The sequence below is a fragment of the Stutzerimonas sp. NM35 genome (genome assembly GCF_054604355.1).
In genome coordinates, this window is the sequence record NZ_CM137728.1 from 3,681,187 (window position 1) to 3,701,943 (window position 20,757).

Here is a 20,757-nt window from a genome sequence, read left to right on the forward strand (position 1 = left end):
TCCCGGTGCGCTGAGGGACGGTAGTCGTTTGAGTCGGGCGCACCGGCATCGTTGCATTGCGCGCTGTATCGACACGTTGAAGAGCCCTTTCAGCGCGCCCCGGCTACCGCAGTCGCGGCATCGCCCGGCTGCCCGGCCAGCTGGCGTTCGGCCTGTTTCTGCGCCTTGTAGGCCAGGGCAGCCGGCGCCACCGGTGTGGTCTTGCCGGTCTCCAACCACTTCTTCAAGCGATTGGCATCGGCCATGTGGGTGTACTTGCCGAAGGCGTCGAGCACCACGAAGGCCACGTCACGCTGGTCCATCACGGTACGCATCACCAGGCAGTGACCGGCGGCGTTGGTGAAGCCGGTCTTGGTCAGCTGGATATCCCAGCCGGGTTTGCGCACCAGCGCATTGGTGTTGCGAAAGCCCAAGGTGTAGTTGGGCTTGCGAAAGGCCACGGTCTTCTCGGACAGGGTGCTGAGCTCGCCGATCAGCGGATAGGCCTGGCTGGCCCGCAGCAGCTTGACCAGATCATTGGCACTGGAGACGTTGCGCTCCGACAGGCCGGTGGGCTCGACATAGCGGGTGCTGCTCATGCCCAGTGCGCTGGCCTTGAGGTTCATCGCCTGGACAAAGGCCGCATAACCGCCCGGATAGTGGTGGGCCAGGCTTGCCGCCGCACGGTTCTCCGAGGACATCAGGGTCAGCAGCAGCATCTCGCGGCGGCTGATCTCGCTGCCGATGCGTACCCGGGAGAACACGCCCTGCATTTCCACCGCGTCGCGAATGGTGACCGACAGCTGCTCATCGAGCGGCAGCCTGGCGTCGAGCGCCACCATGGCGGTCATCAGCTTGGTTACCGAGGCGATGGGCACCACCAGATCGGGATTGCTCGAATACAGGACCTGACTGGTTTTCAGGTCGATCAGCAGGGCGCTGCCGGAGGCGAGTTCCTGCTGGACCACAGCCGGAGCCGCGACCGCAGCGGGGCTGATGATGGCGCTGCTGCAGGCCAGCAGCAGGCCGAAAAGGGAATGGCGAAGCTTCACGAGAAGTACCAGAGAAAAAGTGACGAAATGGACGGAATCACGCGGCGCGCAGTATACGGAAAGCCGTCCCCGACGGGTTCATGCCGGTGGAGTGTAGAAGAGAATCGTCGCACCTTCAGGCGTGCGGGCGGTCCAACCAGCAGATATCAACCCAGGGGAGGCTTCTCATGTCCCGTTTCAACGGCAAAACCACCACCCGCGACGAGATCGAACGCGAAATCCACAATCTGATGAGCGCGCTGGACGAGCTCAAGCGCGAAGCCCGCCGGGGTTCGCGTCATAAGCTCGACGAGCTGCGCTCGCGCGCCGAGTCGCTCTGGCACGACGGTAACTGGGATGAACATTGCCACGATCTGTCCCGGCGCAGCCGCGAAGCCACGCGCATGGCCAGCGATTGCGCGCGCAAGCATCCCTTGAGCACCCTGGCATTGGCCGCTGGCGCTGTGGCACTGATCGGCTACCTGGCCACGCGCCGCTGAAGGACACCCGACCATGCTCAACGCCGAAACGCCGCGCCGCAAGTTCGCCTTGTACGGGGCCAATTCCAGCCTGGGCAATGCCGTGCTCTGCGAACTGCTGAGCCGGCAGCACGAGGCAGTAGCCCTGGTCAACGACTTCAATTCGCTCACCGCCCGACCGGGGCTGCGCGCCAAGGCCGGCGATCTGTTCGATGCGGCCAGCGTGTCGCGCAGCGTTGCCGGCATGCATGGGGTGATCTGCCTGTTCGACAGTCCTTCCGTTCCCACCGCACCGGATGCCACTCTCGTGGGCCAGCCACAGGATCTGTATCAGGCGGTGTACACCCTGCTCTCGGGGATGACGGAAGCCGGTGTCGAGCGCCTGTTGCTGGTAGCCGACTTCAGCGCGCATGCCGAAGAGTCGGAGCTGACCGCAGCCTTGCAGCTTATCGCCTCGCATCCGCTGAAATGGACTCTGGTGGATGCCGGCACTGCAGGCGAGGCGCTCTCCATCGAGGACTTCAGCGATATCGACGGGCTACCCGGGAATGATCCGCGCGTGAAGCTGCGACGCATCGCCGCCGCCATGGTCGATGAGCTGGAGTATCCACAGCACCTGCATCAGCAGATCCAGTTTCGTTTCTGAACGCCTTTCAGCCTTCGAGCTGGCGGCGCAACGCCTTCAGCCCCTGTGCCGTCTCCGGGCGCACCCCGCGCCCTAGTTTGAAAACCGCCACCTGCTCCACCAAGCCAAGCCAAGCCAAGCCACTGAATGATCAGGCTCGGCAGGCATTGCGCAACTGGGTGGATTGATGCCTTCTTGTGTCCATGGTTGTTGTTCCTGCAGGAACGGATGTGCCTGCGCCCGGCCTCGTCACTGGCCAGCCGGCTCCGGTATCATTAAGGCAAAAAGCCATGCTTAAAGACTCTTCAGGGGATTTCCTATGTTGCGCAGACTCTTTTTCATGACCGCTTTGCTGGTCGTTGCTCAAGTGCAGGCAGCAGACGAGGAGCGTGCTGTGGCTATCGTCAATTCGGTATGCAAGGTGTGTCACGGAGCGGATGGTGAAAGTTCCAGTGCCATCTATCCGCGTCTGGCTGGCCAGAGCGCGACCTACATCAGCAAGCAGCTGGAAGACTTCAAGGCCGGTCGGCGCAAGGGCACCATGAATGACATTGCCGCCAACCTCGAGTCTGACGAGATGGTAGCTTTGGGCCAGTATTTCAGCAGCAAGCCGGTCAAGGCACACCGTGCCAGCGATCCTGATTTCACAGCGGTCGGCAAATACATCTACCACAATGGCAACCAATGGTCGGGGGTCGCAGCCTGTTCAAGTTGTCACGGTGAAGAGGGTGCCGGCACCGATGAGTTACCACGAATTGCCGGCCAGCACATGCGTTACCTGATCAGCCAACTGCGCGAGTTCAACGAACGCGAACGGACCGACGAAAACGCCATCATGAGCTCAATTGCCACCAAACTGACACCCATGGAGATCGAGGCCGTTGCCCGCTACCTGAGCGGAATCTGATCCCGGCAGGCCTTGCCGGGCTGCCCTGGATAAGCACAAAAAGATCAGCAGATCCAGTTTCGTTTCTGATCGCCACTCAGCTTTCGAGCTGGCGGCGCAGCTCCATCAACACAGGTGCCGATTCCGGTCGCACACCGCGCCATAGTTCGAAGGCCGCCGCCGCCTGTTCCACCAGCATGCCCAGACCATCGCGGGTGTGCGCGCCAAGACCTGCAGCCCACTGACAGAAAGGCGTGGGCGCTGCGCCATACATCATGTCGTAGCAGAAGGTTTCGCCGGCGGCGATCAGTTCGTCGGCCAGCGGCGGCAGCTCACCCGCGAGGCTGGCCGAGGTGCCATTGATGATCACATCGAAGCATCCCTGCAACTGCTCGAAGGCACTCGCGCTCACCGCACCCAGCTCGGCGAACTCGCCGGCCAGTTGCTCGGCCCTGGCCAGGGTGCGGTTGGCAATCACCAGCGCGCCGGGGCCTTGCGCCAGCAAGGGCTCGAGCACGCCACGCACCGCACCGCCGGCACCCAGCAACAGGATGCGCTTGCCCCGCAAGGCCACGCCGGCGTTCTCCAGCAGGTCGCGCACCAGGCCGATGCCGTCGGTGTTGTCGCCCAGCAGCGTGCCATCGTCGAGCTTGTGCAGCGTATTCACCGCGCCGGCGCGGCGCGCGCGCTCGGTCAGCTGGTCGGCCAGCCGGTAGGCCTCTTCCTTGAAGGGCACCGTGACATTGGCGCCGCGCCCGACGGCGAAGAACTGCCGGGCAAAAACGGGAAAGTCATCCAGCGGCGCCAGCAGGGCTTCATAGCTGAGCGACTGCCTCGTCTGCTCGGCGAACAGCCGGTGAATCTGCGGCGACTTGCTGTGGCCGATGGGGTTGCCGAATACGCCGTAGCGGTCCATGGGGAATCCTCAAGTTGCAAGCTGCAAGCCTCAAGCTGCAAGCACGACGGCTTGGCTTGTGGCTCGCCGCTTGGGGCTTATGGCTGCTCTTTCAGCCAGTCGCGGTCCTGCAGAAAGTATTCGGTCAGTCGCGCTTCCGGCGTGCCGGGCTCGGGATGCTTGTCGTAGCCCCAGCTGACCTGCGGTGGTAGCGACATGAGGATCGACTCGGTACGCCCGCCCGATTGCAGGCCGAACAGCGTGCCACGGTCGTAGACCAGGTTGTATTCCACGTAGCGACCGCGACGCAGCAGCTGGAATTCGCGTTCGCGCTCACCGAAGGCGCTGGTCTTGCGCTTGCGCACGATGGGCAGGTAGGCCTCCAGGTAGGCATCGCCGACCGCGCGCATGAAGGCGAAGCTGGTGTCGAAATCCCACTGGTTGAGGTCGTCGAAGAACAACCCGCCGACGCCACGTGGCTCGTTGCGGTGCTTGATGTGGAAATAGCGGTCGCACCATTCCTTGTAGCGCGGGTAGACCTCGGCGCCGAACGGCGCGCAGGCGTCACGGGCGACGCGGTGCCAGTGCACGCAGTCTTCATCAAAGCCGTAGTAGGGCGTCAGGTCGAAACCGCCGCCGAACCACCAGACCGGCTCTTCACCTTCCTTCTCGGCGATGAAGAAGCGCACGTTGGCGTGGGAGGTCGGCACGTAGGGATTGTGCGGGTGGATCACCAGCGACACACCCAGCGCCTCGAAGCCACGCCCGGCCAGTTCGGGACGATGGGCGCTGGCCGAAGGCGGCAGGCCGGCGCCGTGCACATGGGAGAAGTTCACCCCGCCTTTTTCGATCAGGCCGCCATTCTCGATGACTCGAGTCCGACCACCGCCACCGGCCGGACGGGTCCAGGCGTCCTCGACGAAGCGGGCGTCGCCATCCTCGGCTTCCAGCGCGGCGCAGATACGATCCTGCAGATCGAGCAGGTAGGTTTTGACGGCTTCGGTCCGGTCGTTCACGAAATCACCTTGGCAAGTAAGAAGGGCGGTGCGATCTGATCGGCAAGCATATCATCGGCCCGGTTGACGAATGCCGGCCAGGGCGGTTGGATAGGCTCCTTTACATCCGGCCAGGAGCCCTTATGTCGCAGCGTATCCAGTTCAGCCAGCACGGTGGCCCCGAGGTTCTCGAACAGGTCCAGATCGAGGTGCCGTCGCCTGCGCCCGGTGAAGTCTGCGTGCGCAACCACGCCATCGGCCTGAATTTCATCGACACCTATTTCCGCAGCGGCCTCTATGCGCCGCCGAGCCTGCCCTCGGGGCTTGGCAACGAAGGCGCCGGGGTGATCGAGGCGCTGGGTGAGGGCGTCGAGCAATGGCAGGTCGGTGATCGCGTGGCCTACTCCACCGGGCCGCTGGGTGCTTATGGTGAACATCACGTACTGCCCGCGCGGCACCTGGTGAAGCTGCCGGATGCGATCAGCTTCGAACAGGCGGCGGCAGTGATGCTCAAGGGCCTGACCACGCAATACCTGCTGCGCCAGGTGTATCCGCTGCAGGCCGGCGAAACCATTCTTTTCCATGCCGCCGCAGGTGGCGTCGGCTCGATTGCCTGCCAGTGGGCGAACGCGCTGGGCGCCAAGCTGATCGGAGTGGTTGGCTCGGCAGAAAAGGCCGAACGCGCCAAGGCCTTGGGCGCCTGGGCCACCATCGACCGCACCCAAGAGGATGTGGTGAAGCGGGTGATGGAACTGACCGACGGCCAGAAGTGCCCGGTGGTCTACGACTCGGTGGGCAAGAGCAGCTGGGAAATCTCGCTGGACTGCGTCGCGCCGCGTGGGCTGCTGGTCAGCTTCGGCAATGCCTCCGGCGCGGTGACCGGGGTCAACCTCGGCGTGCTGGCGCAGAAGGGCTCGCTGTTCGTCACCCGACCGATCCTGGCCGGCTACGCGGACACCGCGCCACGGCTGCAGGCGATGGCGGCGGAGCTGTTCGAGATGATCGCCAGCGGCAAGATCACCGTCGAGATCGGCCAGCGTTTCGCACTTGGCGAAGCCGCCGAAGCCCAGCGCCTGCTGGCTGCAGGAAGCACCACAGGTTCGACGATTCTGTTGCCGTAAAGCTGGAACTGTAGGGCCGAATTCATTCGGCCACGATTCGTGAAGGCCGAACAAGTTCGGCCCTACGCATCAAGCGCCGCTAACTGGCTCGTATGACTTCCCCGCTACGCACATCCCGGATCGTGCTGGGGTTGCGCCGCCCGCCCAGCGGGCCGTCGAGGACGGCATCGAGCTGGCGTGGAAAATACTGCTCCACACGCAGGCGCGAACGGGCAGAAGGGCGACCTGCCGGGTTGGCCGAGGTGGACACCAGCGGGCCGGTGTATGCGCAGAGCCTGGCCACCAACGGATGATCGGTCACCCGCAGCGCCACGCTGTCGTGCTGGCCGGTGATCCATTCGGGCAGACGCTGGCGATGCGGCACCAGCCAGGTATTGGGCCCTGGCCAGCTGCCAGCCAGGCGATCCAGCCAGCGTTCAGGCAGGTCTTCGAGAAGAAAGTCGAAGTCGTCGATATCGCCGGCGACCAGGATCAGCCCCTTTTCCACCGGACGTTCCTTGAGCGCGAGCAGGCGATGAACCGCTTCGCTGTCCCAGGGGTCGCAACCCAGGCCCCAGACCGCCTCGGTGGGATAAGCAATCACGCCCCCGGCCCGCACCACACGCGCCGCCTGCTGTATACGCCAATTGCCGACCATCGCGACCTCTGCTGAAGGGAAACCGGCGCAGTTTACCTGAGCAGGGCACTCAACCGCTGCGGGCGACCCACTGGCCATGCTCGCAGGCCACCCGCCCCTCGATCTCCAGTTCGGTCAGCTCGGCCAGCACCTGGGTCAGTGGCTGGTCCAGCGCACATGCGAGGGCTTCGCTGCTCATGGGTGAGGCGTGCAAGTGTGCGAGCAATGCATGCTCCTCACGCTCAGGCGCCATCTTGCCCGGCGCAGACGGGGCGACCTGCTGCCAGCCACGCAGGGCCTGCAGGATATCCTCGACGCTCTCCACCAGCGTCGCGCCCTGGCGGATCAGCTGGTGACAACCACGTGCGCCGGGATGATGAATGGAACCGGGAATGGCATACACCTCGCGCCCCTGCTCGGCGGCCAGCCGCGCGGTGATCAGCGAGCCGCTCGAAGGGCTGGCCTCGACCACCAGTACGCCCAAAGCCAGGCCACTGATGATTCTGTTGCGGCGGGGGAAATTGGACGCTTGCGGCGGGCAATCCAGTGGCAGTTCGGACACCAGCGCACCACCGCCTTCGACGATCCTGCCCGCCAGGCCGACGTGCCGCGCCGGGTAAAGCCGCTGCAAGCCGGTGCCCAGCACGGCAATGGTGCAGCCCTCGACATCCAGCGCGCCCTGATGTGCCGCGCCATCGATGCCCAGGGCCAGGCCGCTGGTGATGACGAAACCCGCCCCGCCCAGGCTGCGCGCGAAACGCTGCGCATTGTCCAGGCCCGCACGCGATGCTCGGCGGCTGCCCACCATGGCCAGCTGCGGGCGTTCGAGCAAGCCTGGATCACCCTCGACGAACAGCAGCGGCGGGGCGTCCGGCAGCTCGGCCAGCAGCGCGGGATAATCAGGGGTGTCCCACATCAGCAGATGGTGGTCGGGTCGCTCCAGCCAGGCCAGCGCTGCAGCGGCCCGTTCGCGGATCGATGCGCTGCGGCGGGGCTCGGCGCAACTGGCCGGCAGGCCCAGTGAACGCCAGGCGCTGGCCGGTGCGCTGAGTGCGGAAGAGGCGTTAGGGAAGGCTTCCAACAACCGCTGCAGCCGCCGTGGTCCCAGGTCGGGCAACAGATGCAGACGCAGGCGCGCTTCGAGTTCGGCGGGGGATAGGGCAGGCATGGCAAACGTCCTTGTGTCCCGGTGCCGCCTCCATGCGACACGCATAAGCTAAAAGCCCCGCATCAGCGGGGCTCGATTGTCTGTCAAGGGTTGCGGATCTTGTCCTGCACCGCCAGCGAGCGCGTGGCTTGCAGCACCAAGCCGTAACTGAGCTTCTCGTAGGTGCGGAACACCATCAGCAGACCGGCACGCTCATCTGGAATCTTCACGTTCTCGCCAGTGACCCGGTCGCGTACGGTTTCACCGGTCTTGTACACGGCCAGCACGTTGCCATCCTTGAGGCCGTCGCGGGCGCCCTTGTTGAGGGTGACCACGTCGAACTGGCCGATCTGGGTCACGCCGCGCGGCACATCGAGAATCACACCCTTGATTTCATCTTCCGGCTCGCTGGGCATGAAGGTGGAATTGATCGCACGCTCTTCGCTGGGGAACAGGCGATCACCGATGCGCGCTTCCTGGGTGACGCGGGTCAGCATCATGGTGGCGATATCGTCCTCCATGTCGATAATCTCGGCGCTGCCGACGTCATCGGCGTTGATGCCGAGGAACTCCTGGCTGTCCGGATCCACGTAGGTCTTGCCCTGACGGAAGATGCCGTACACGGGGATGTCGTCCTCGAAGGCACCACGGCCATAGACACGATCACCCGAACCGCTGATGACACGCTCGGCATTGCCGGCGACGATATAGGGCGCGCCCTTGAACTGGTCCACACTGTCGATGATGCGGTTGCTCAGCAGAAAGCTGTTGATGGCTTCCAGCGGGATGGTCGGGATGGCTTCGGCCATCGGCACGGTGCGCACGGTGGGGGAAAGCTTGATGGTGCCGCGCGATGCCCCGCGTTCGAGCATGAGCCGTGGCTGGCCATCGACATAGACCAGGCTGAGGCTGTCGCCGGGATAGATCAGGTGAGGGTTTTCCACCTGGGGATTGGCATGCCACAGTTCAGGCCACTTCCAGGGCTCACGCAGGAATCGCCCGGAGATGTCCCAGAGCGTATCGCCCTTGACCACGGTGTACTGCTCGGGGTGATTCGCCTTGAGCTGAACATCAGCCTGGGCGATACCGCCGACCGCCACCAGCAGCAGGGCGAGTAGTGATTTCCTCATGTGGTGAATCCCTTTATGATGTGCCTTCACGTAAAGCGCCCTGGCGCCGCGGTAATCCTTGTGGAAAGCGGCGCTAAGCCGTTTACAAGCTGCCCGGCATCTTAGCAGCGGCTTTTGAATTTATTCCATAAGTGCATCACAAACGTATATGGCGATTCTGAACATCCTGGAGTTTCCCGATCCACGCCTGCGCACCATCGCCAAGCCGGTCGAAGTGGTCGATGACGACGTTCGCCAACTGATCGACGACATGTTCGAGACCATGTACGACGCACCGGGAATCGGTCTGGCCGCGACCCAGGTCAACGTCCACAAGCGCGTGGTGGTGATGGACCTGTCCGAGGACAAGAGCGAGCCGCGGGTCTTCATCAACCCCGAGTTCGAATTCCTCACCGACGAGATGGACCAGTACCAGGAAGGCTGCCTGTCGGTGCCCGGCTTCTACGAGAACGTCGATCGCCCGCAGAAGGTGCGGATCAAGGCACTGGACCGCGACGGCCAACCCTACGAACTGGAGGCCGAAGGCCTGCTCGCAGTGTGCATCCAGCATGAATGCGATCACCTCAACGGCAAGCTGTTCGTCGATTATCTCTCCACGCTCAAGCGCGACCGGATCAAGAAGAAGCTGGAAAAGATCCACCGCCAGCAGGCTTGACCCCAGAAACTCCAAAGGCTTGCCGCAGCAAGCCTTTTTTATTGATGGAACCTCTCCATGCGCATCGTTTTCGCCGGCACGCCGGAATTCGCCGCCCAACACCTGCAGGCTCTGCTCGATGCGGGCCAGACGGTCGTGGCGGTCTATACCCAGCCTGATCGACCCGCCGGTCGCGGGCAGAAGCTGATGCCCAGCCCGGTCAAGCAGCTCGCCGTCGGCCACGCGATTCCCGTGTATCAGCCGCAGACCCTGCGCGATCCTGCTGCCCAGGCAGAACTTGAAGCGCTGCAGGCCGACCTGATGGTCGTGGTCGCCTACGGCCTGATCCTGCCGCAGACGGTGCTCGACATGCCGCGCCTGGGCTGCGTCAACAGCCATGCCTCGTTGCTGCCACGCTGGCGTGGTGCGGCGCCGATCCAGCGTGCCATCGAGGCCGGCGACAGTGAATCCGGCGTGACCCTGATGCAGATGGAAGCCGGCCTGGATACCGGGCCGATGCTGCTCAAGGTCAGCACACCGATCAGCGCCGGGGACACCGGTGGCAGCCTGCATGACCGCCTTGCCAGCCTCGGTTCGCAGGCGCTGGTCCAGGGCGTGGCGGCACTGGCAGCCGGAAACCTGCAGGGCGAGAATCAAAACGATGACCTGGCCACCTACGCGCACAAGCTGAACAAGGACGAGGCGCGCATCGACTGGACGCGCCCGGCGGTCGAGCTGGAACGACTGGTGCGCGCCTTTCATCCCTGGCCGATCTGTCATGCCAGCCTCGATGGCGCGGCGGTGAAGATCCATGCGACCGAGCTTGGCGCAGGGCAGGGCAGTCCCGGCCAGATCATCGCCGCCGGCAAGGATGGCCTGGAAGTCGCCTGTGGCCAGGGCTCGCTGCTGCTCACCCGCCTGCAACTGCCGGGCGGCAAGCCGCTGGGCTTCGGCGATCTGTACAACAGCCGGCGTGAGCAGTTCGCGCCCGGCAAGGTGTTCGAATAATGGCGATGACCCCCCGCCTGGCGGCAGCCCGCGCCCTGGCGACGGTGCTCGCCGGCAAGGCCTCGCTGGGCAGCAGCCTGCCCGAGGTGCTGGGCAAGGTCGAAGCGCGTGATCGCGGCCTGACGCAGGAACTGGCCTTCGGCGCCGCACGCTGGCAACCGCGTCTGGCCGGGCTGGCCGCCAAGCTGCTGCAAAAACCCTTCAAGGCCGCCGACCGCGATGTCGAGGCGCTGCTGCTGATCGGCCTCTACCAGCTGTTCCACACCCGCATTCCACCCCACGCGGCCATCGGCGAAACCGTCGGTTGCGTGGAAAAGCTGAAAAAGCCCTGGGCCAAGGGCCTGCTCAATGCGGTGCTGCGCAACGCCCAGCGCGAAGGCGAGACGCTGCTGGCGGAACTGGAGCACGACCCGGTGATCCGCGTGGCACATCCGCGCTGGCTGCAGAAATCGCTCAAGGCATTCTGGCCGCAGCACTGGGAAGCCATCTGCGCCGCCAACAACGCGCATCCGCCGATGATGCTGCGAGTCAATCGCCGTCAGGCCAGCCGTGACCAATACCTGGCTGAGCTGCAGGCTGCCAGAATCGAGGCGCATCCCTGCCAGTTCAGCGAAGACGGCATCCGCCTGACCGCACCCTGCGATGTGCAGCAATTGCCCGGTTTCGCCGAAGGCCGGGTCAGCGTGCAGGACGAGGCAGCGCAACTGGCCGCCGGACTGCTGGAGCTGAAACCCGGCCAGCGCGTACTCGACGCCTGCTGCGCACCGGGTGGCAAGACCTGCCACATCCTCGAACGTGAGCCGGGCCTGAGCGAAGTCATCGCCCTGGACCTGGAGCCCAAGCGCCTGCAGCGCGTGCAGGAAAACCTCGATCGCCTGCAGCTCAAGGCCACACTCACGGCTGCCGATGCCCGCGACACCCACCTCTGGTGGGATGGAAAACCCTTCCAGCGCATCCTGCTCGATGCGCCCTGTTCGGCCACCGGGGTGATCCGCCGTCATCCCGACATCAAGCTGGCCCGTCAGGCGGACGACATCGCACCACTGGCGACCCTGCAGGGCGAGATGCTCGACGCGCTCTGGCCCACCCTGGAAGTCGGCGGCGTGCTGCTGTATGCCACCTGCTCGGTGCTGCCGACGGAGAACCGCGAGGTGATCGAAGCCTTCCTGAGCCGCACGCCCGGCGCACGCGAGCTGGGTCTGGCCGGTGGTTTCGGGCTCGAGCAGAGCCACGGCCGCCAGTTGCTGCCGCAGGAAGACGGGCACGACGGTTTCTACTACGCCAAACTGATCAAGATTGCCGCCCAGCCCGGTGCTCGGACACCCTAAGCCAATCAGCGCTCTTTTCAGGAGTGACCACGTGAAAATCATCATTCTCGGTGCAGGTCAGGTCGGCGGCACACTGGCGGAAAACCTCGCCAGCGAAGCCAACGACATCACCGTGGTCGATACCGATGCCGATCGCCTGCGCGCCCTGGGTGATCGTCTGGATATCCGCACCATCGTCGGCCACGCTTCCTTTCCCACGGTGCTGCGCCAGGCCGGTGCCGACGATGCCGACATGCTGGTGGCGGTGACCAACAGCGACGAGACCAACATGGTCGCCTGCCAGGTCGCCTTCACTCTGTTCAACACTCCGACCAAGATCGCCCGCGTGCGCGAGCCGGCCTACCTGACCCGCACCAGCCTGTTCAGCAACGAGGCGATTCCGGTGGACGTGCTGATCAGCCCCGAACAGGTGGTGACCAACTACATCAAGCGCCTGATCGAGCATCCCGGCTCGCTGCAGGTGATCGACTTCGCCGATGGCAAGGCGCAGCTGGTGGCCGTGCGCGCCTACTATGGCGGCCCGCTGGTGGGACAGGAGCTGCGCCAGATCCGCAAGCACATGCCCAACGTCGATACTCGCGTCGCAGCGATCTTCCGGCGTAACCAGGCGATCCTGCCGCAGGGCGACACCGTGATCGAGGCCGATGACGAAGTCTTCTTCATCGCCGCCAGGGCACATATTCGTGCCGTGATGAGCGAGATGCGCCGGCTCGACGAAAACTACAAACGCATCGTCATCGCTGGCGGCGGGCATATCGGCGAGCGCCTGGCCGAGGCCATCGAAAACCGCTACCAGGTGAAGATCATCGAGATGAGTCCGGCGCGCTGCCGCTACCTCTCCGATACCCTGAACAACACCATCATCCTCCAGGGCAGCGCTTCGGATCGCGACCTGCTGCTGGAAGAGAACATCCGCGATGTGGATGTCTTCCTCGCCCTGACCAACGATGACGAGGCCAACATCATGTCTTCCCTGCTGGCCAAGCGCCTCGGCGCGCGCAAGGTGATGTGCATCATCAACAACCCGGCCTACGTCGATCTGGTGCAGGGTGGCGAGATCGACATCGCCATCAGCCCGCAACTGGCCACCATCGGCACCCTGCTGACTCACGTACGCCGGGGCGACATCGTCAGCGCACACTCGTTGCGCCGCGGTGCCGCCGAAGCCATCGAGGTGATCGCCCATGGCGATGCCCGCTCCAGCAAGGTCATCGGTCGTGAAATCGGCAAGATCGCCCTGCCGGCAGGCACCACCATCGGCGCGGTGATCCGCGACGAACAGGTACTGATCGCCCACGACAAGACCGTGATCGAGTCCGGCGATCACGTGATCCTGTTTCTGGTGGACAAGAAGCAGGTGCGCAATGTCGAGCGCCTGTTCCAGGCCGGCCTGACGTTTTTCTGATCAGCCTGTACGATGGAGCGGAGCGCTGAGCTTTTGACTTGCCCCCAAGGAGGCAACCGATGCTTGAATCGCTGGAGAAGATGCTCGCACAGGGCATGGACAACCCCATGCTGCGCTTCGGCCTGGGCAAGGGCTATCTGGATGCCGGTGATGCCGAACGCGCCGTCATGCACTTTCGCCGCTGCGTCGAGCAGGACCGCAAATACTCCGCCGCCTGGAAACTGCTGGGCCGGGCGTTGCAGATCAGCGGCGACACTGCCGGCGCACGTGACGCCTGGGAGCGAGGTCTGGTTGCCGCTCAGGCGCATGGCGACAAGCAGGCCGAGAAGGAGATGACGGTGTTCCTGCGCAAGCTGGACAAGGCGCAGCGCCCCTGACCTTCCTCGCCGTTTCGGCCCGCGCCTGACCGTAGGGCCGAATTCATTCGGCCACAGCTTGCAAAGGCCGAACGAGTTCGGCCCTACGAGCGTCAGTCCGGCAGGATAAAGCGCAGCCCGATGCCCTCGGCATCCACCCGCATCACTTCCATCGTCAGTTCCGGCGCCGGGATCGGCAGGTCCTGCACCTGGCCACGGACGAGGGTGCCAGGCTGCAGCGAAACCAGGTCCGGGTGTTTGACGTAAACGCCGCTGTCGGACAGATCGCGGGTCTGCGCCAGCACATCGCCGAAGGTTTCGTGGCTGATGCGAATGCGGCATTTCATGCTGGCGCGTGGGTGCATGCGCTGGTTCGTCATGAGTCCCTTCCCCCTGTCAGTACCAGCGCGCCTCGCCGGCAGGACGCTTCTTGAAGCGCTTCATGGTCCACATGTACTGCTCCGGCCAGCGGCGCACGTAACTTTCTATCACGCGACTCATCGAGGCAACGGCGACGTCGACATCCTCGCTGTACATCTCCGGCGGCGCGGCTTCGAGGATCACCTTGAAGCCCGAACCGTCCTCCAGCCGCAGGGCATGCAGGAACACACCCACTGCCTTGCCGCCGGTGAGCATGCCGGGCACGAATTTGCTGGTCAGCGCCTGGGTGGCGAAGAAAGGCACGAAGACGCCGGAGTTCTCACTGGGCTCGGGATCGGCTGGAATGCCCACCGAACCGCCGCGGCGCACTTCCTTGATCACGCTGATGATGCCTTCACGAGTCGAAGGCGCGACCCGATTGCCCAGTTGCACACGCTGCTTCTGCAACAGCTCGTCCACCGCCTTCAGCTTCGGCGGACGGTAGAAGATGATCGGTTTGCACTGCGCGCAGTAGAAATGATTGAGCACTTCCCAGTTGCCCAGATGGCTGGTAATCCCGACCACCCCCTTGCCGGACGCCAGCGCCTGTTCCAGCACCTCCAGCCCCTCGACTTCCTTGATCAGGCGCAGCGTCTTTTCCGCCGACCAGATCCAGGCGCAGGCGCTTTCGGTAAAGGCCTTGCCGGTCTGCCGCAGGGTGCGACCGAGCAGGGCGTCCAGCTCTGCGGCGTCCAGCTCGGGAAAACACTTCTGCAGGTTGGTCCGCGCCACCTCGCGCGAGCGGTTCGGCAGCTTCCACATCAGCCAGCCGATCATCACCCCGAGGCTCTGCACCATTGGCCAGGGCAGCCGAGCGAACAATCGCAGAGCACCGACCAGCAGGGCACCTTTGAGCTTTTCCACGGAATACTCCAGAAACCGAAAGGGCAATAGTTTAACCACTTCGGGTCGATTGCCGTGGGCGCGCGCGCCATCACGACGAATGAAGCGGCCTGGCTGCAGGTAAGGAAGCGTTTTCTACGGATGCTCCTACTGCTTCGACTTGTGGCAGGCCCGAAATAATGCCCTTCAGCAAAGCCTGTCAACCATTGACCAAAGTCAAAATGACATCACGACATGCTATAAATTTGACGCCATTTTTATAGCGAAGCATGCCCGTCAATCGACCCGACAGACGGAACAGTCATACGCGCATTTGCCGGAGATAAAACAAACTTCGGCTCCAAATTTTAGAGAGCACATAATGCGGACAGCGGACAGCGGACAGCGGACAGCGGACAGCGGACAGCGGACAGCGGACAGCGGACAGCGGACAGCGGACAGCGGACAGCGGACAGCGGACAGCGGACAGCGGACAGCGGACAGCGGACAGCCAGCGTAGGGGCGATTTACTGACTGTCAAGCCCGTTACCGGTTTTATCATTCTGCTGATCCTGATGATCGGCATCGCCGTAGTGGCCAGCTGGCAAGTCGGAATCATCAACTCGACCCTGACCGAGATCGTCGACGGCAACGCCGTGAAGCAGCGCCAAGCGATCAACTTCCGTGGCAGCGTGCATGACCGCGCCATCGCCTTCCGTGACCTGGCACTCCTGCATGACGCAGGCGAGCATCAGGCGAGCCTCGAGGAAATCCAGCGCCTGACCCTCATGTACGAGGAGTCGGCCCGCCGGCTGGACGCCATCTTCTCCAACCCTGCCAGCGGCAGGAACGAAGAGCGAGCGCTGCTCGACGCCATCAAGGCCATCGAACGCCACACCCAGCCGATGCTGGACCGTATTCTGGCCCACTACCGGGCCGGCGACCGGGAAGCGGCTGAGCGGGTTCTGATGCAGGACGCCCGCCCGGCCTTCAGCGACTGGCTGGCAAGCATCAACCGCTTCATCGACTGGCAGGAAAGCAAGAGCCAGCATGAGACCGGCATCACCCGCGCGACCGCCGGGAACTTCACCTCGCTGATGTTCATACTCTGCGCCATCGGTGTGCTGATCGGTGGCTCCGTGGCCTACATGATCACGCGTTACCTGCTGCACAGCCTCGGCGGCGAACCGAGAAAGGTCGCGGCGGTGGTGCAGCGCATCGCCGACGGCGACCTCAGCGTGACCATCCGCACCGACTACGCGCACAGCATATCGGCGGCAGTGGCCGACATGCAGACCAAGCTGCGCGAGATGGTCATGCAGATCGTCACGACCGGCTCCGACATCGGTTCGCAGATCACTCACCTGAACGAGTCCTCGCGCAACATGCTGCGCTCCACCGAAGAACAGGCCGCACGCTCTACCGCTGCCGCAGCCAGCCTGGAGGAAATGTTCCAAAGCCTGCGGGAAGTCTCCGGGATCACCCAGCATGCCGAAACCAACTCGGTAAAAGCCGCGGAGCTGTCGGCATCCGGGGTGGAACTGGTCAGGTCGGTGGCCGACGAAGTGGCCGTGGTGGCCCGCACGGTGACAGATACCTCGGAGCAGATCACCTCCCTGCAGAAGCGCTCCGAGGAGATTTCCGGCATCACCGGCGCGATTCGTGGCATCGCCGACCAGACCAATCTGCTCGCGCTCAACGCCGCCATCGAAGCAGCACGGGCCGGCGACAACGGGCGCGGTTTCGCGGTGGTGGCCGACGAGGTGCGCCAGCTGGCGCAACGCACCACCGAGGCGACAGAGGAAATCGCACAGATGCTGGTGCTGATCCAGAATGAAACGCGCAGCGCGGTGACAGCCATGCAGGCAACCGGGACGCAGGTGCAGCAGGGCCTGGAACTGGCCAACGAAGCCGCTGGACATCTGGAGGAAATCCGCGGCCAGTCGCAGGATTCGCTGCGCAATGTGCGCCACATCGTCGAACTGACCGAACAGCAGGTGACGGCTATCGGCGAAATCGCCCGCCACGTCGAGCGGATTTCGCTGATGTCGGGCGAAACCTCCGAAGCCACGCAAGGCAATGCCAGAGCCACCGAGGCACTGGAGCGCACCACGCGGCTGCTGGAACAGGAAATCCGATGCTTCCGTATCAGTTGAAAATGACCGGACGATGGTCGGAGACGCTCAACCGCTCGGCTCGCTCCCGGCCAACTGTACATACCGATGACAATCGGTGGTGTGGTCCATGACCAGGCCACAAGCCTGCATGTAGGCGTAGCAGATGGTCGGGCCGACGAAACTGAAACCGGCTTTTTTCAGTGCGCGGCTCATTGCCTCGGCTTCAGGCGTGATGGCCGGCACCTGCTGGTGCGTCGGGAAATGATTGACCAGCGGCCTGCCCTCGACGAAGGACCAGATGAACGCTGCCGGGTCCTCCAGCCGCAGCCAGGCACGGGCATTGTTGCGTGCGGCTTCGAGCTTGCGCCGGTTGCGGATGATACCGGGGTCCTGCATGCGCTCGTCGATCTCGGCATCGGTCATCCGCGCCAGGCGTTGCGGGTCGAAACCGAACAGCACCTGGCGGTAACGTTCCCGTTTGCGCAATACGGTGATCCAGGACAGCCCGGCCTGGAAGCCTTCCAGTAGCAGAAACTCGAACAAAACCTGCGGATCGCGGTTCGGCACTCCCCATTCATGGTCGTGATAACGGACATACAGCGGATCGTCGCTGCACCAGGCGCAACGTTGCATGGGCGGCTCCCTGAAGGCATGGCGGGGTGGATCGAAAACGGCGTTCGCGGGCACGCGGCAACGCCGGGAAAGCACGGGAATCGGGTATACTCCGCAACTTTCCGTCGAAGCCCAGCACAGGTGAAATTTTGAGCCAGACTACGCCTGCCGTGCGCACCTTCCAAGACCTGATCCTCGCCCTGCAGAGCTACTGGGCAGAGCAGGGCTGCGTGGTCCTGCAGCCCTATGACATGGAAATGGGCGCCGGTACCTTCCACACTGCCACCTTCCTGCGCGCCATCGGTCCCGAGACCTGGAACGCCGCCTACGTTCAACCGTCGCGCCGCCCAGCCGATGGCCGTTATGGCGAAAACCCCAACCGCCTGCAGCACTATTACCAGTTCCAGGTGGTTCTGAAGCCCAACCCGGACAATATCCAGGACCTGTACCTGGAATCGCTGCGCCACATCGGCGTGGATACCTCGGTGCATGACGTACGCTTCGTCGAGGACAACTGGGAATCGCCGACCCTCGGCGCCTGGGGCCTGGGCTGGGAAGTCTGGCTCAACGGCATGGAAGTCACCCAGTTCACCTATTTCCAGCAGGTCGGCGGCGTCGAGTGCTACCCGGTCACCGGCGAGATCACCTACGGCCTGGAACGCCTGGCCATGTACCTGCAGGGCGTCGATTCGGTCTACGACCTGATCTGGACCGACGGCCCCTTCGGCACCGTGACCTACGGCGACGTGTTCCACCAGAACGAGGTGGAGCAGTCGACCTACAACTTCGAGCACGCCAACGTCGAGAAGCTGTTCGAACTGTTCGACTTCTACGAATCCGAAGCCAATCGCCTGATCGAGCTGGAGCTGCCTCTGCCCACTTACGAGATGGTGCTCAAGGCCTCGCATACCTTCAACCTGCTCGATGCGCGCCGGGCCATTTCGGTCACCGCGCGCCAGCAATACATCCTGCGTGTGCGCACCCTGGCCCGCGCCGTGGCGCAGAGCTACCTGCAGGCGCGCGCCAAGCTGGGCTTCCCCATGGCCACCCCCGACCTGCGTGACGAAGTACTGGCCAAGCTGGAGGCAGCAGAATGAGTGCACAAGATTTTCTGGTCGAGCTGGGCACCGAAGAGCTGCCACCCAAGGCGCTGGACAAGCTGTCCACCGCCTTCCGCGCCGGTATCGAGAAGGGCCTGAAAGAGGCCGGACTCACCCATGGTCGCGTACAGGCCTTTGCCGCACCACGCCGTCTGGCCGTGCTGGTCGAACAGCTGGCGACCGAGCAGCCCGACCGCAGCATCAACCTCGACGGCCCGCCATTGCAGGCTGCCTTTGACGCCGAAGGCGAGCCGACCCAGGCCGCGCTGGGTTTTGCCCGCAAATGCGGCGTGGACCTGGCCGAGATCGACCGCAGTGGCCCCAAGCTGAAATTCAGCCGCACCATCGCCGGCCAGCCGACAGCGGAGTTGCTGCCTGCCATTGTCGAGTCTTCCCTCAACGACCTGCCGATTCCCAAGCGCATGCGCTGGGCAGCGCGCAAGGAAGAATTCGTGCGCCCGACGCAGTGGCTGGTCATGCTGTTCGGTGATCAGATCGTCGATTGCGAAATCCTCGCCCAGCGCGCCGGTCGCGAGTCCCGTGGCCACCGCTTCCACAGCCCGGCGCCGGTACGCATCAGCCAGCCGTCCAGCTATCTGGAAGACCTGCGCGGCGCCCATGTGATCGCCGATTTCGCCGAACGTCGTGCGTTGATCGCCAGGCGCGTGGAACAGCTGGCCGGCGAGCAGAACGGCAGCGCCATCGTGCCGCCGGCACTGCTCGATGAAGTGACCGCGCTGGTGGAATGGCCGGTGCCGCTGGTCTGCTCCTTCGAGGAACGTTTCCTCGAGGTACCGCAGGAGGCGCTGATCACCACCATGCAGGACAACCAGAAGTACTTCTGCCTGCTGGATGCCGGCGGCAAGCTGCTGCCACGCTTCATCACCGTGGCCAACATCGAATCGAAGGACCCGGCGCAGATCGTTGCCGGCAACGAGAAGGTGGTGCGCCCGCGCCTGACCGACGCCGAATTCTTCTTCAAGCAGGACAAGAAGCAGACCCTGGAGAGCTTCAACGAACGCCTGAAGAACGTGGTGTTCCAGGCTCAGCTCGGCAGCGTCTACGACAAGGCCGTGCGGGTTTCAAGGCTGGCCGCATTCATCGCCGAAAATACAGGCGGCAACATCCAGCAAGCGGCACGCGCCGGGCTGCTGAGCAAGTGCGACCTGGCCACCGAGATGGTCGGCGAGTTTCCGGAGATGCAGGGCATCGCCGGCTACTACTACGCGCTGAACGACGGCGAGCCGCAGGATGTCGCCCTGGCGCTGAACGAGCAGTACATGCCGCGTGGCGCTGGCGCCGAGTTGCCGAGCACCCGCACCGGGGCCATTGTTGCCGTGGCGGACAAGCTCGACACCCTGGTCGGCATCTTCGGCATCGGTATGCTGCCCACCGGCAGCAAGGATCCCTACGCGCTGCGTCGTGCGGCGCTGGGCATCCTGCGCATCCTGATCGAGAAGCAGTTGGACCTGGACCTGGTCCGCGCGGTGGAGTTCTCCATCGGCCAGTTCGGCGCTCAGGTGAAGGCCGCTGGCCTGGCCGAACAGGTACTGGAGTTCATCTTCGATCGCCTGCGTGCGCGCTACGAGGACGAAGGCGTCGAGATGGCGACCTACCTGTCGGTACGCGCCGTGGCACCAGCTTCGGCGCTGGATTTCGATCAGCGCGTGCAGGCCGTGCAGGCGTTCCGCAAGCTGCCGGAAGCCGAGGCGCTGGCCGCGGCCAACAAGCGCGTCTCCAACCTGCTCGGCAAGTTCGAGGCGAAGCTGCCGGAAACCGTCGAGCCACGCTGGTTCGACAACGCCACCGAGTTCTCGCTGTATTCGGCGTTGCAGCAGGCCGAACAGGCCGTGCAACCGCTGGCCGAGGCGCGTCAGTACCGCGAATCGCTGGAGCGCCTGGCGCACCTGCGCGCACCGGTGGATGCCTTCTTCGAGGCGGTGCTGGTCAATGCCGAAGACCCTTCGGTACGTGCCAACCGCTATGCCCTGCTGGCCCGTTTGCGAGGACTGTTCCTTGGCGTCGCCGATATTTCCGCACTTGGCTAAGCC

General features: G+C 64.0%; 21 protein-coding genes. 12 read left to right on the top strand and 9 right to left on the bottom strand.

Features of this window, described 5'->3' with window-relative positions; translation table 11 throughout:
- Positions 1–89: 89 nt before the first annotated feature.
- The gene (pbpG, locus tag ACYCFC_RS17020) at positions 90–1,031 is read right to left on the bottom strand and encodes a D-alanyl-D-alanine endopeptidase (RefSeq protein WP_459652327.1); all 942 of its coding nucleotides are present in this window, start codon (positions 1,029–1,031) and stop codon (positions 90–92) included.
- A 167-nt stretch (positions 1,032–1,198) separates the two neighbouring features.
- Here pbpG and ACYCFC_RS17025 point away from each other — a divergent pair, with 167 nt between their 5' ends.
- The 3 genes from ACYCFC_RS17025 to ACYCFC_RS17035 all read left to right on the top strand — a co-directional run bounded on the left by ACYCFC_RS17025 (position 1,199) and on the right by ACYCFC_RS17035 (position 3,021).
- Positions 1,199–1,510, top strand: a complete 312-nt coding sequence (locus ACYCFC_RS17025) for a DUF883 family protein (RefSeq protein WP_181085231.1) — start codon at positions 1,199–1,201, stop codon at positions 1,508–1,510.
- Positions 1,511–1,523: 13 nt separating this feature from the next.
- Positions 1,524–2,135 carry an NAD(P)-dependent oxidoreductase gene (locus ACYCFC_RS17030; RefSeq protein WP_181085233.1) on the top strand — a complete coding sequence of 204 codons (612 nt, stop codon included), beginning with the start codon at positions 1,524–1,526 and terminating at the stop codon, positions 2,133–2,135.
- Between the two features lie 319 nt (positions 2,136–2,454).
- Positions 2,455–3,021, top strand: a complete 567-nt coding sequence (locus tag ACYCFC_RS17035; protein ID WP_181085234.1) for a c-type cytochrome — start codon at positions 2,455–2,457, stop codon at positions 3,019–3,021.
- A gap of 76 nt (positions 3,022–3,097) precedes the next feature.
- Here the strand turns inward: ACYCFC_RS17035 and aroE are convergent, their stop codons facing one another.
- Together aroE and hemF are read right to left on the bottom strand one after the other, a co-directional pair.
- Positions 3,098–3,916, bottom strand: a complete 819-nt coding sequence (gene aroE / locus ACYCFC_RS17040; protein WP_459652328.1) for a shikimate dehydrogenase — start codon at positions 3,914–3,916, stop codon at positions 3,098–3,100.
- 77 nt (positions 3,917–3,993) lie between these two features.
- A complete protein-coding gene (gene hemF, locus ACYCFC_RS17045) occupies positions 3,994–4,911 on the bottom strand; it encodes an oxygen-dependent coproporphyrinogen oxidase (RefSeq protein ID WP_459652329.1) in 918 nt (305 codons plus the stop codon).
- A gap of 122 nt (positions 4,912–5,033) precedes the next feature.
- On the opposite strand from hemF, the gene ACYCFC_RS17050 reads away from it, so the two are divergent.
- Positions 5,034–6,011 (top strand): quinone oxidoreductase family protein, encoded by a 978-nt coding sequence (locus tag ACYCFC_RS17050; RefSeq protein WP_459652330.1) that lies wholly within the window; start codon positions 5,034–5,036, stop codon positions 6,009–6,011.
- Positions 6,012–6,090: 79 nt separating this feature from the next.
- Here the strand turns inward: ACYCFC_RS17050 and ACYCFC_RS17055 are convergent, their stop codons facing one another.
- The 3 genes from ACYCFC_RS17055 to ACYCFC_RS17065 all read right to left on the bottom strand — a co-directional run bounded on the left by ACYCFC_RS17055 (position 6,091) and on the right by ACYCFC_RS17065 (position 8,904).
- The gene (locus ACYCFC_RS17055; protein WP_459652331.1) at positions 6,091–6,648 is read right to left on the bottom strand and encodes an L-threonylcarbamoyladenylate synthase; all 558 of its coding nucleotides are present in this window, start codon (positions 6,646–6,648) and stop codon (positions 6,091–6,093) included.
- 49 nt (positions 6,649–6,697) lie between these two features.
- Entirely contained in the window at positions 6,698–7,795 is a 1,098-nt protein-coding gene (gene dprA, locus ACYCFC_RS17060) for a DNA-processing protein DprA (RefSeq protein WP_181085244.1), read from the bottom strand.
- An 83-nt stretch (positions 7,796–7,878) separates the two neighbouring features.
- Positions 7,879–8,904 (bottom strand): LysM peptidoglycan-binding domain-containing protein, encoded by a 1,026-nt coding sequence (locus tag ACYCFC_RS17065; protein WP_181085246.1) that lies wholly within the window; start codon positions 8,902–8,904, stop codon positions 7,879–7,881.
- A 148-nt stretch (positions 8,905–9,052) separates the two neighbouring features.
- Here ACYCFC_RS17065 and def point away from each other — a divergent pair, with 148 nt between their 5' ends.
- Genes def through ACYCFC_RS17090 form a run of 5 tightly spaced genes read left to right on the top strand, consistent with a single transcriptional unit; the run spans position 9,053 to position 13,656 of the window.
- Positions 9,053–9,559 (top strand): peptide deformylase, encoded by a 507-nt coding sequence (gene def / locus ACYCFC_RS17070; RefSeq protein WP_181085248.1) that lies wholly within the window; start codon positions 9,053–9,055, stop codon positions 9,557–9,559.
- A 57-nt stretch (positions 9,560–9,616) separates the two neighbouring features.
- Positions 9,617–10,546: a methionyl-tRNA formyltransferase gene (gene fmt / locus ACYCFC_RS17075; RefSeq protein ID WP_459652332.1), complete on the top strand. Its 930-nt coding sequence runs from the start codon at positions 9,617–9,619 to the stop codon at positions 10,544–10,546.
- Between the two features lie 5 nt (positions 10,547–10,551).
- Entirely contained in the window at positions 10,552–11,874 is a 1,323-nt protein-coding gene (gene rsmB, locus ACYCFC_RS17080) for a 16S rRNA (cytosine(967)-C(5))-methyltransferase RsmB (RefSeq protein ID WP_459654019.1), read from the top strand.
- A 31-nt stretch (positions 11,875–11,905) separates the two neighbouring features.
- Positions 11,906–13,279, top strand: a complete 1,374-nt coding sequence (trkA, locus tag ACYCFC_RS17085) for a Trk system potassium transporter TrkA (RefSeq protein ID WP_181085252.1) — start codon at positions 11,906–11,908, stop codon at positions 13,277–13,279.
- Positions 13,280–13,338: 59 nt separating this feature from the next.
- Positions 13,339–13,656: a hypothetical protein gene (locus ACYCFC_RS17090; protein WP_459652333.1), complete on the top strand. Its 318-nt coding sequence runs from the start codon at positions 13,339–13,341 to the stop codon at positions 13,654–13,656.
- A 92-nt stretch (positions 13,657–13,748) separates the two neighbouring features.
- Here ACYCFC_RS17090 and ACYCFC_RS17095 read toward each other — a convergent pair whose 3' ends face one another.
- Entirely contained in the window at positions 13,749–14,015 is a 267-nt protein-coding gene (locus tag ACYCFC_RS17095; RefSeq protein WP_181085256.1) for a PilZ domain-containing protein, read from the bottom strand.
- Positions 14,016–14,031: 16 nt separating this feature from the next.
- Positions 14,032–14,919 carry a lysophospholipid acyltransferase gene (locus tag ACYCFC_RS17100; RefSeq protein ID WP_181085257.1) on the bottom strand — a complete coding sequence of 296 codons (888 nt, stop codon included), beginning with the start codon at positions 14,917–14,919 and terminating at the stop codon, positions 14,032–14,034.
- Between the two features lie 518 nt (positions 14,920–15,437).
- Here ACYCFC_RS17100 and ACYCFC_RS17105 point away from each other — a divergent pair.
- Positions 15,438–17,033 carry a methyl-accepting chemotaxis protein gene (locus ACYCFC_RS17105; protein WP_459654020.1) on the top strand — a complete coding sequence of 532 codons (1,596 nt, stop codon included), beginning with the start codon at positions 15,438–15,440 and terminating at the stop codon, positions 17,031–17,033.
- Between the two features lie 27 nt (positions 17,034–17,060).
- On the opposite strand, the gene ACYCFC_RS17110 is transcribed toward ACYCFC_RS17105, so the two are convergent.
- Entirely contained in the window at positions 17,061–17,627 is a 567-nt protein-coding gene (locus ACYCFC_RS17110) for a DNA-3-methyladenine glycosylase I (RefSeq protein ID WP_181085261.1), read from the bottom strand.
- A gap of 128 nt (positions 17,628–17,755) precedes the next feature.
- On the opposite strand from ACYCFC_RS17110, the gene glyQ reads away from it, so the two are divergent.
- Positions 17,756–18,703, top strand: coding sequence for a glycine--tRNA ligase subunit alpha (glyQ, locus tag ACYCFC_RS17115; protein WP_459652334.1), 948 nt, complete (start codon positions 17,756–17,758; stop codon positions 18,701–18,703).
- Positions 18,700–20,754 (top strand): glycine--tRNA ligase subunit beta, encoded by a 2,055-nt coding sequence (gene glyS / locus ACYCFC_RS17120; RefSeq protein WP_459652335.1) that lies wholly within the window; start codon positions 18,700–18,702, stop codon positions 20,752–20,754. The genes glyQ and glyS overlap by 4 nt, the downstream gene beginning before the upstream one ends.
- The last annotated feature ends 3 nt before the right edge of the window (positions 20,755–20,757 follow it).

Bases quoted from the DNA above. Each gene is read 5' to 3' on its own strand.
- def (WP_181085248.1), top strand. From the start codon at position 9,053: ATGGCGATTCTGAACATCCTGGAGTTTCCCGATCCACGCCTGCGCACC.
- glyS (WP_459652335.1), top strand. From the start codon at position 18,700: ATGAGTGCACAAGATTTTCTGGTCGAGCTGGGCACCGAAGAGCTGCCA.
- ACYCFC_RS17095 (WP_181085256.1), bottom strand. From the start codon at position 14,015: ATGACGAACCAGCGCATGCACCCACGCGCCAGCATGAAATGCCGCATT.
- dprA (WP_181085244.1), bottom strand. From the start codon at position 7,795: ATGCCTGCCCTATCCCCCGCCGAACTCGAAGCGCGCCTGCGTCTGCAT.
- ACYCFC_RS17025 (WP_181085231.1), top strand. From the start codon at position 1,199: ATGTCCCGTTTCAACGGCAAAACCACCACCCGCGACGAGATCGAACGC.
- ACYCFC_RS17110 (WP_181085261.1), bottom strand. From the start codon at position 17,627: ATGCAACGTTGCGCCTGGTGCAGCGACGATCCGCTGTATGTCCGTTAT.
- fmt (WP_459652332.1), top strand. From the start codon at position 9,617: ATGCGCATCGTTTTCGCCGGCACGCCGGAATTCGCCGCCCAACACCTG.
- ACYCFC_RS17055 (WP_459652331.1), bottom strand. From the start codon at position 6,648: ATGGTCGGCAATTGGCGTATACAGCAGGCGGCGCGTGTGGTGCGGGCC.
- ACYCFC_RS17090 (WP_459652333.1), top strand. From the start codon at position 13,339: ATGCTTGAATCGCTGGAGAAGATGCTCGCACAGGGCATGGACAACCCC.
- ACYCFC_RS17050 (WP_459652330.1), top strand. From the start codon at position 5,034: ATGTCGCAGCGTATCCAGTTCAGCCAGCACGGTGGCCCCGAGGTTCTC.
- ACYCFC_RS17030 (WP_181085233.1), top strand. From the start codon at position 1,524: ATGCTCAACGCCGAAACGCCGCGCCGCAAGTTCGCCTTGTACGGGGCC.
- ACYCFC_RS17065 (WP_181085246.1), bottom strand. From the start codon at position 8,904: ATGAGGAAATCACTACTCGCCCTGCTGCTGGTGGCGGTCGGCGGTATC.
- rsmB (WP_459654019.1), top strand. From the start codon at position 10,552: ATGACCCCCCGCCTGGCGGCAGCCCGCGCCCTGGCGACGGTGCTCGCC.
- ACYCFC_RS17035 (WP_181085234.1), top strand. From the start codon at position 2,455: ATGACCGCTTTGCTGGTCGTTGCTCAAGTGCAGGCAGCAGACGAGGAG.
- aroE (WP_459652328.1), bottom strand. From the start codon at position 3,916: ATGGACCGCTACGGCGTATTCGGCAACCCCATCGGCCACAGCAAGTCG.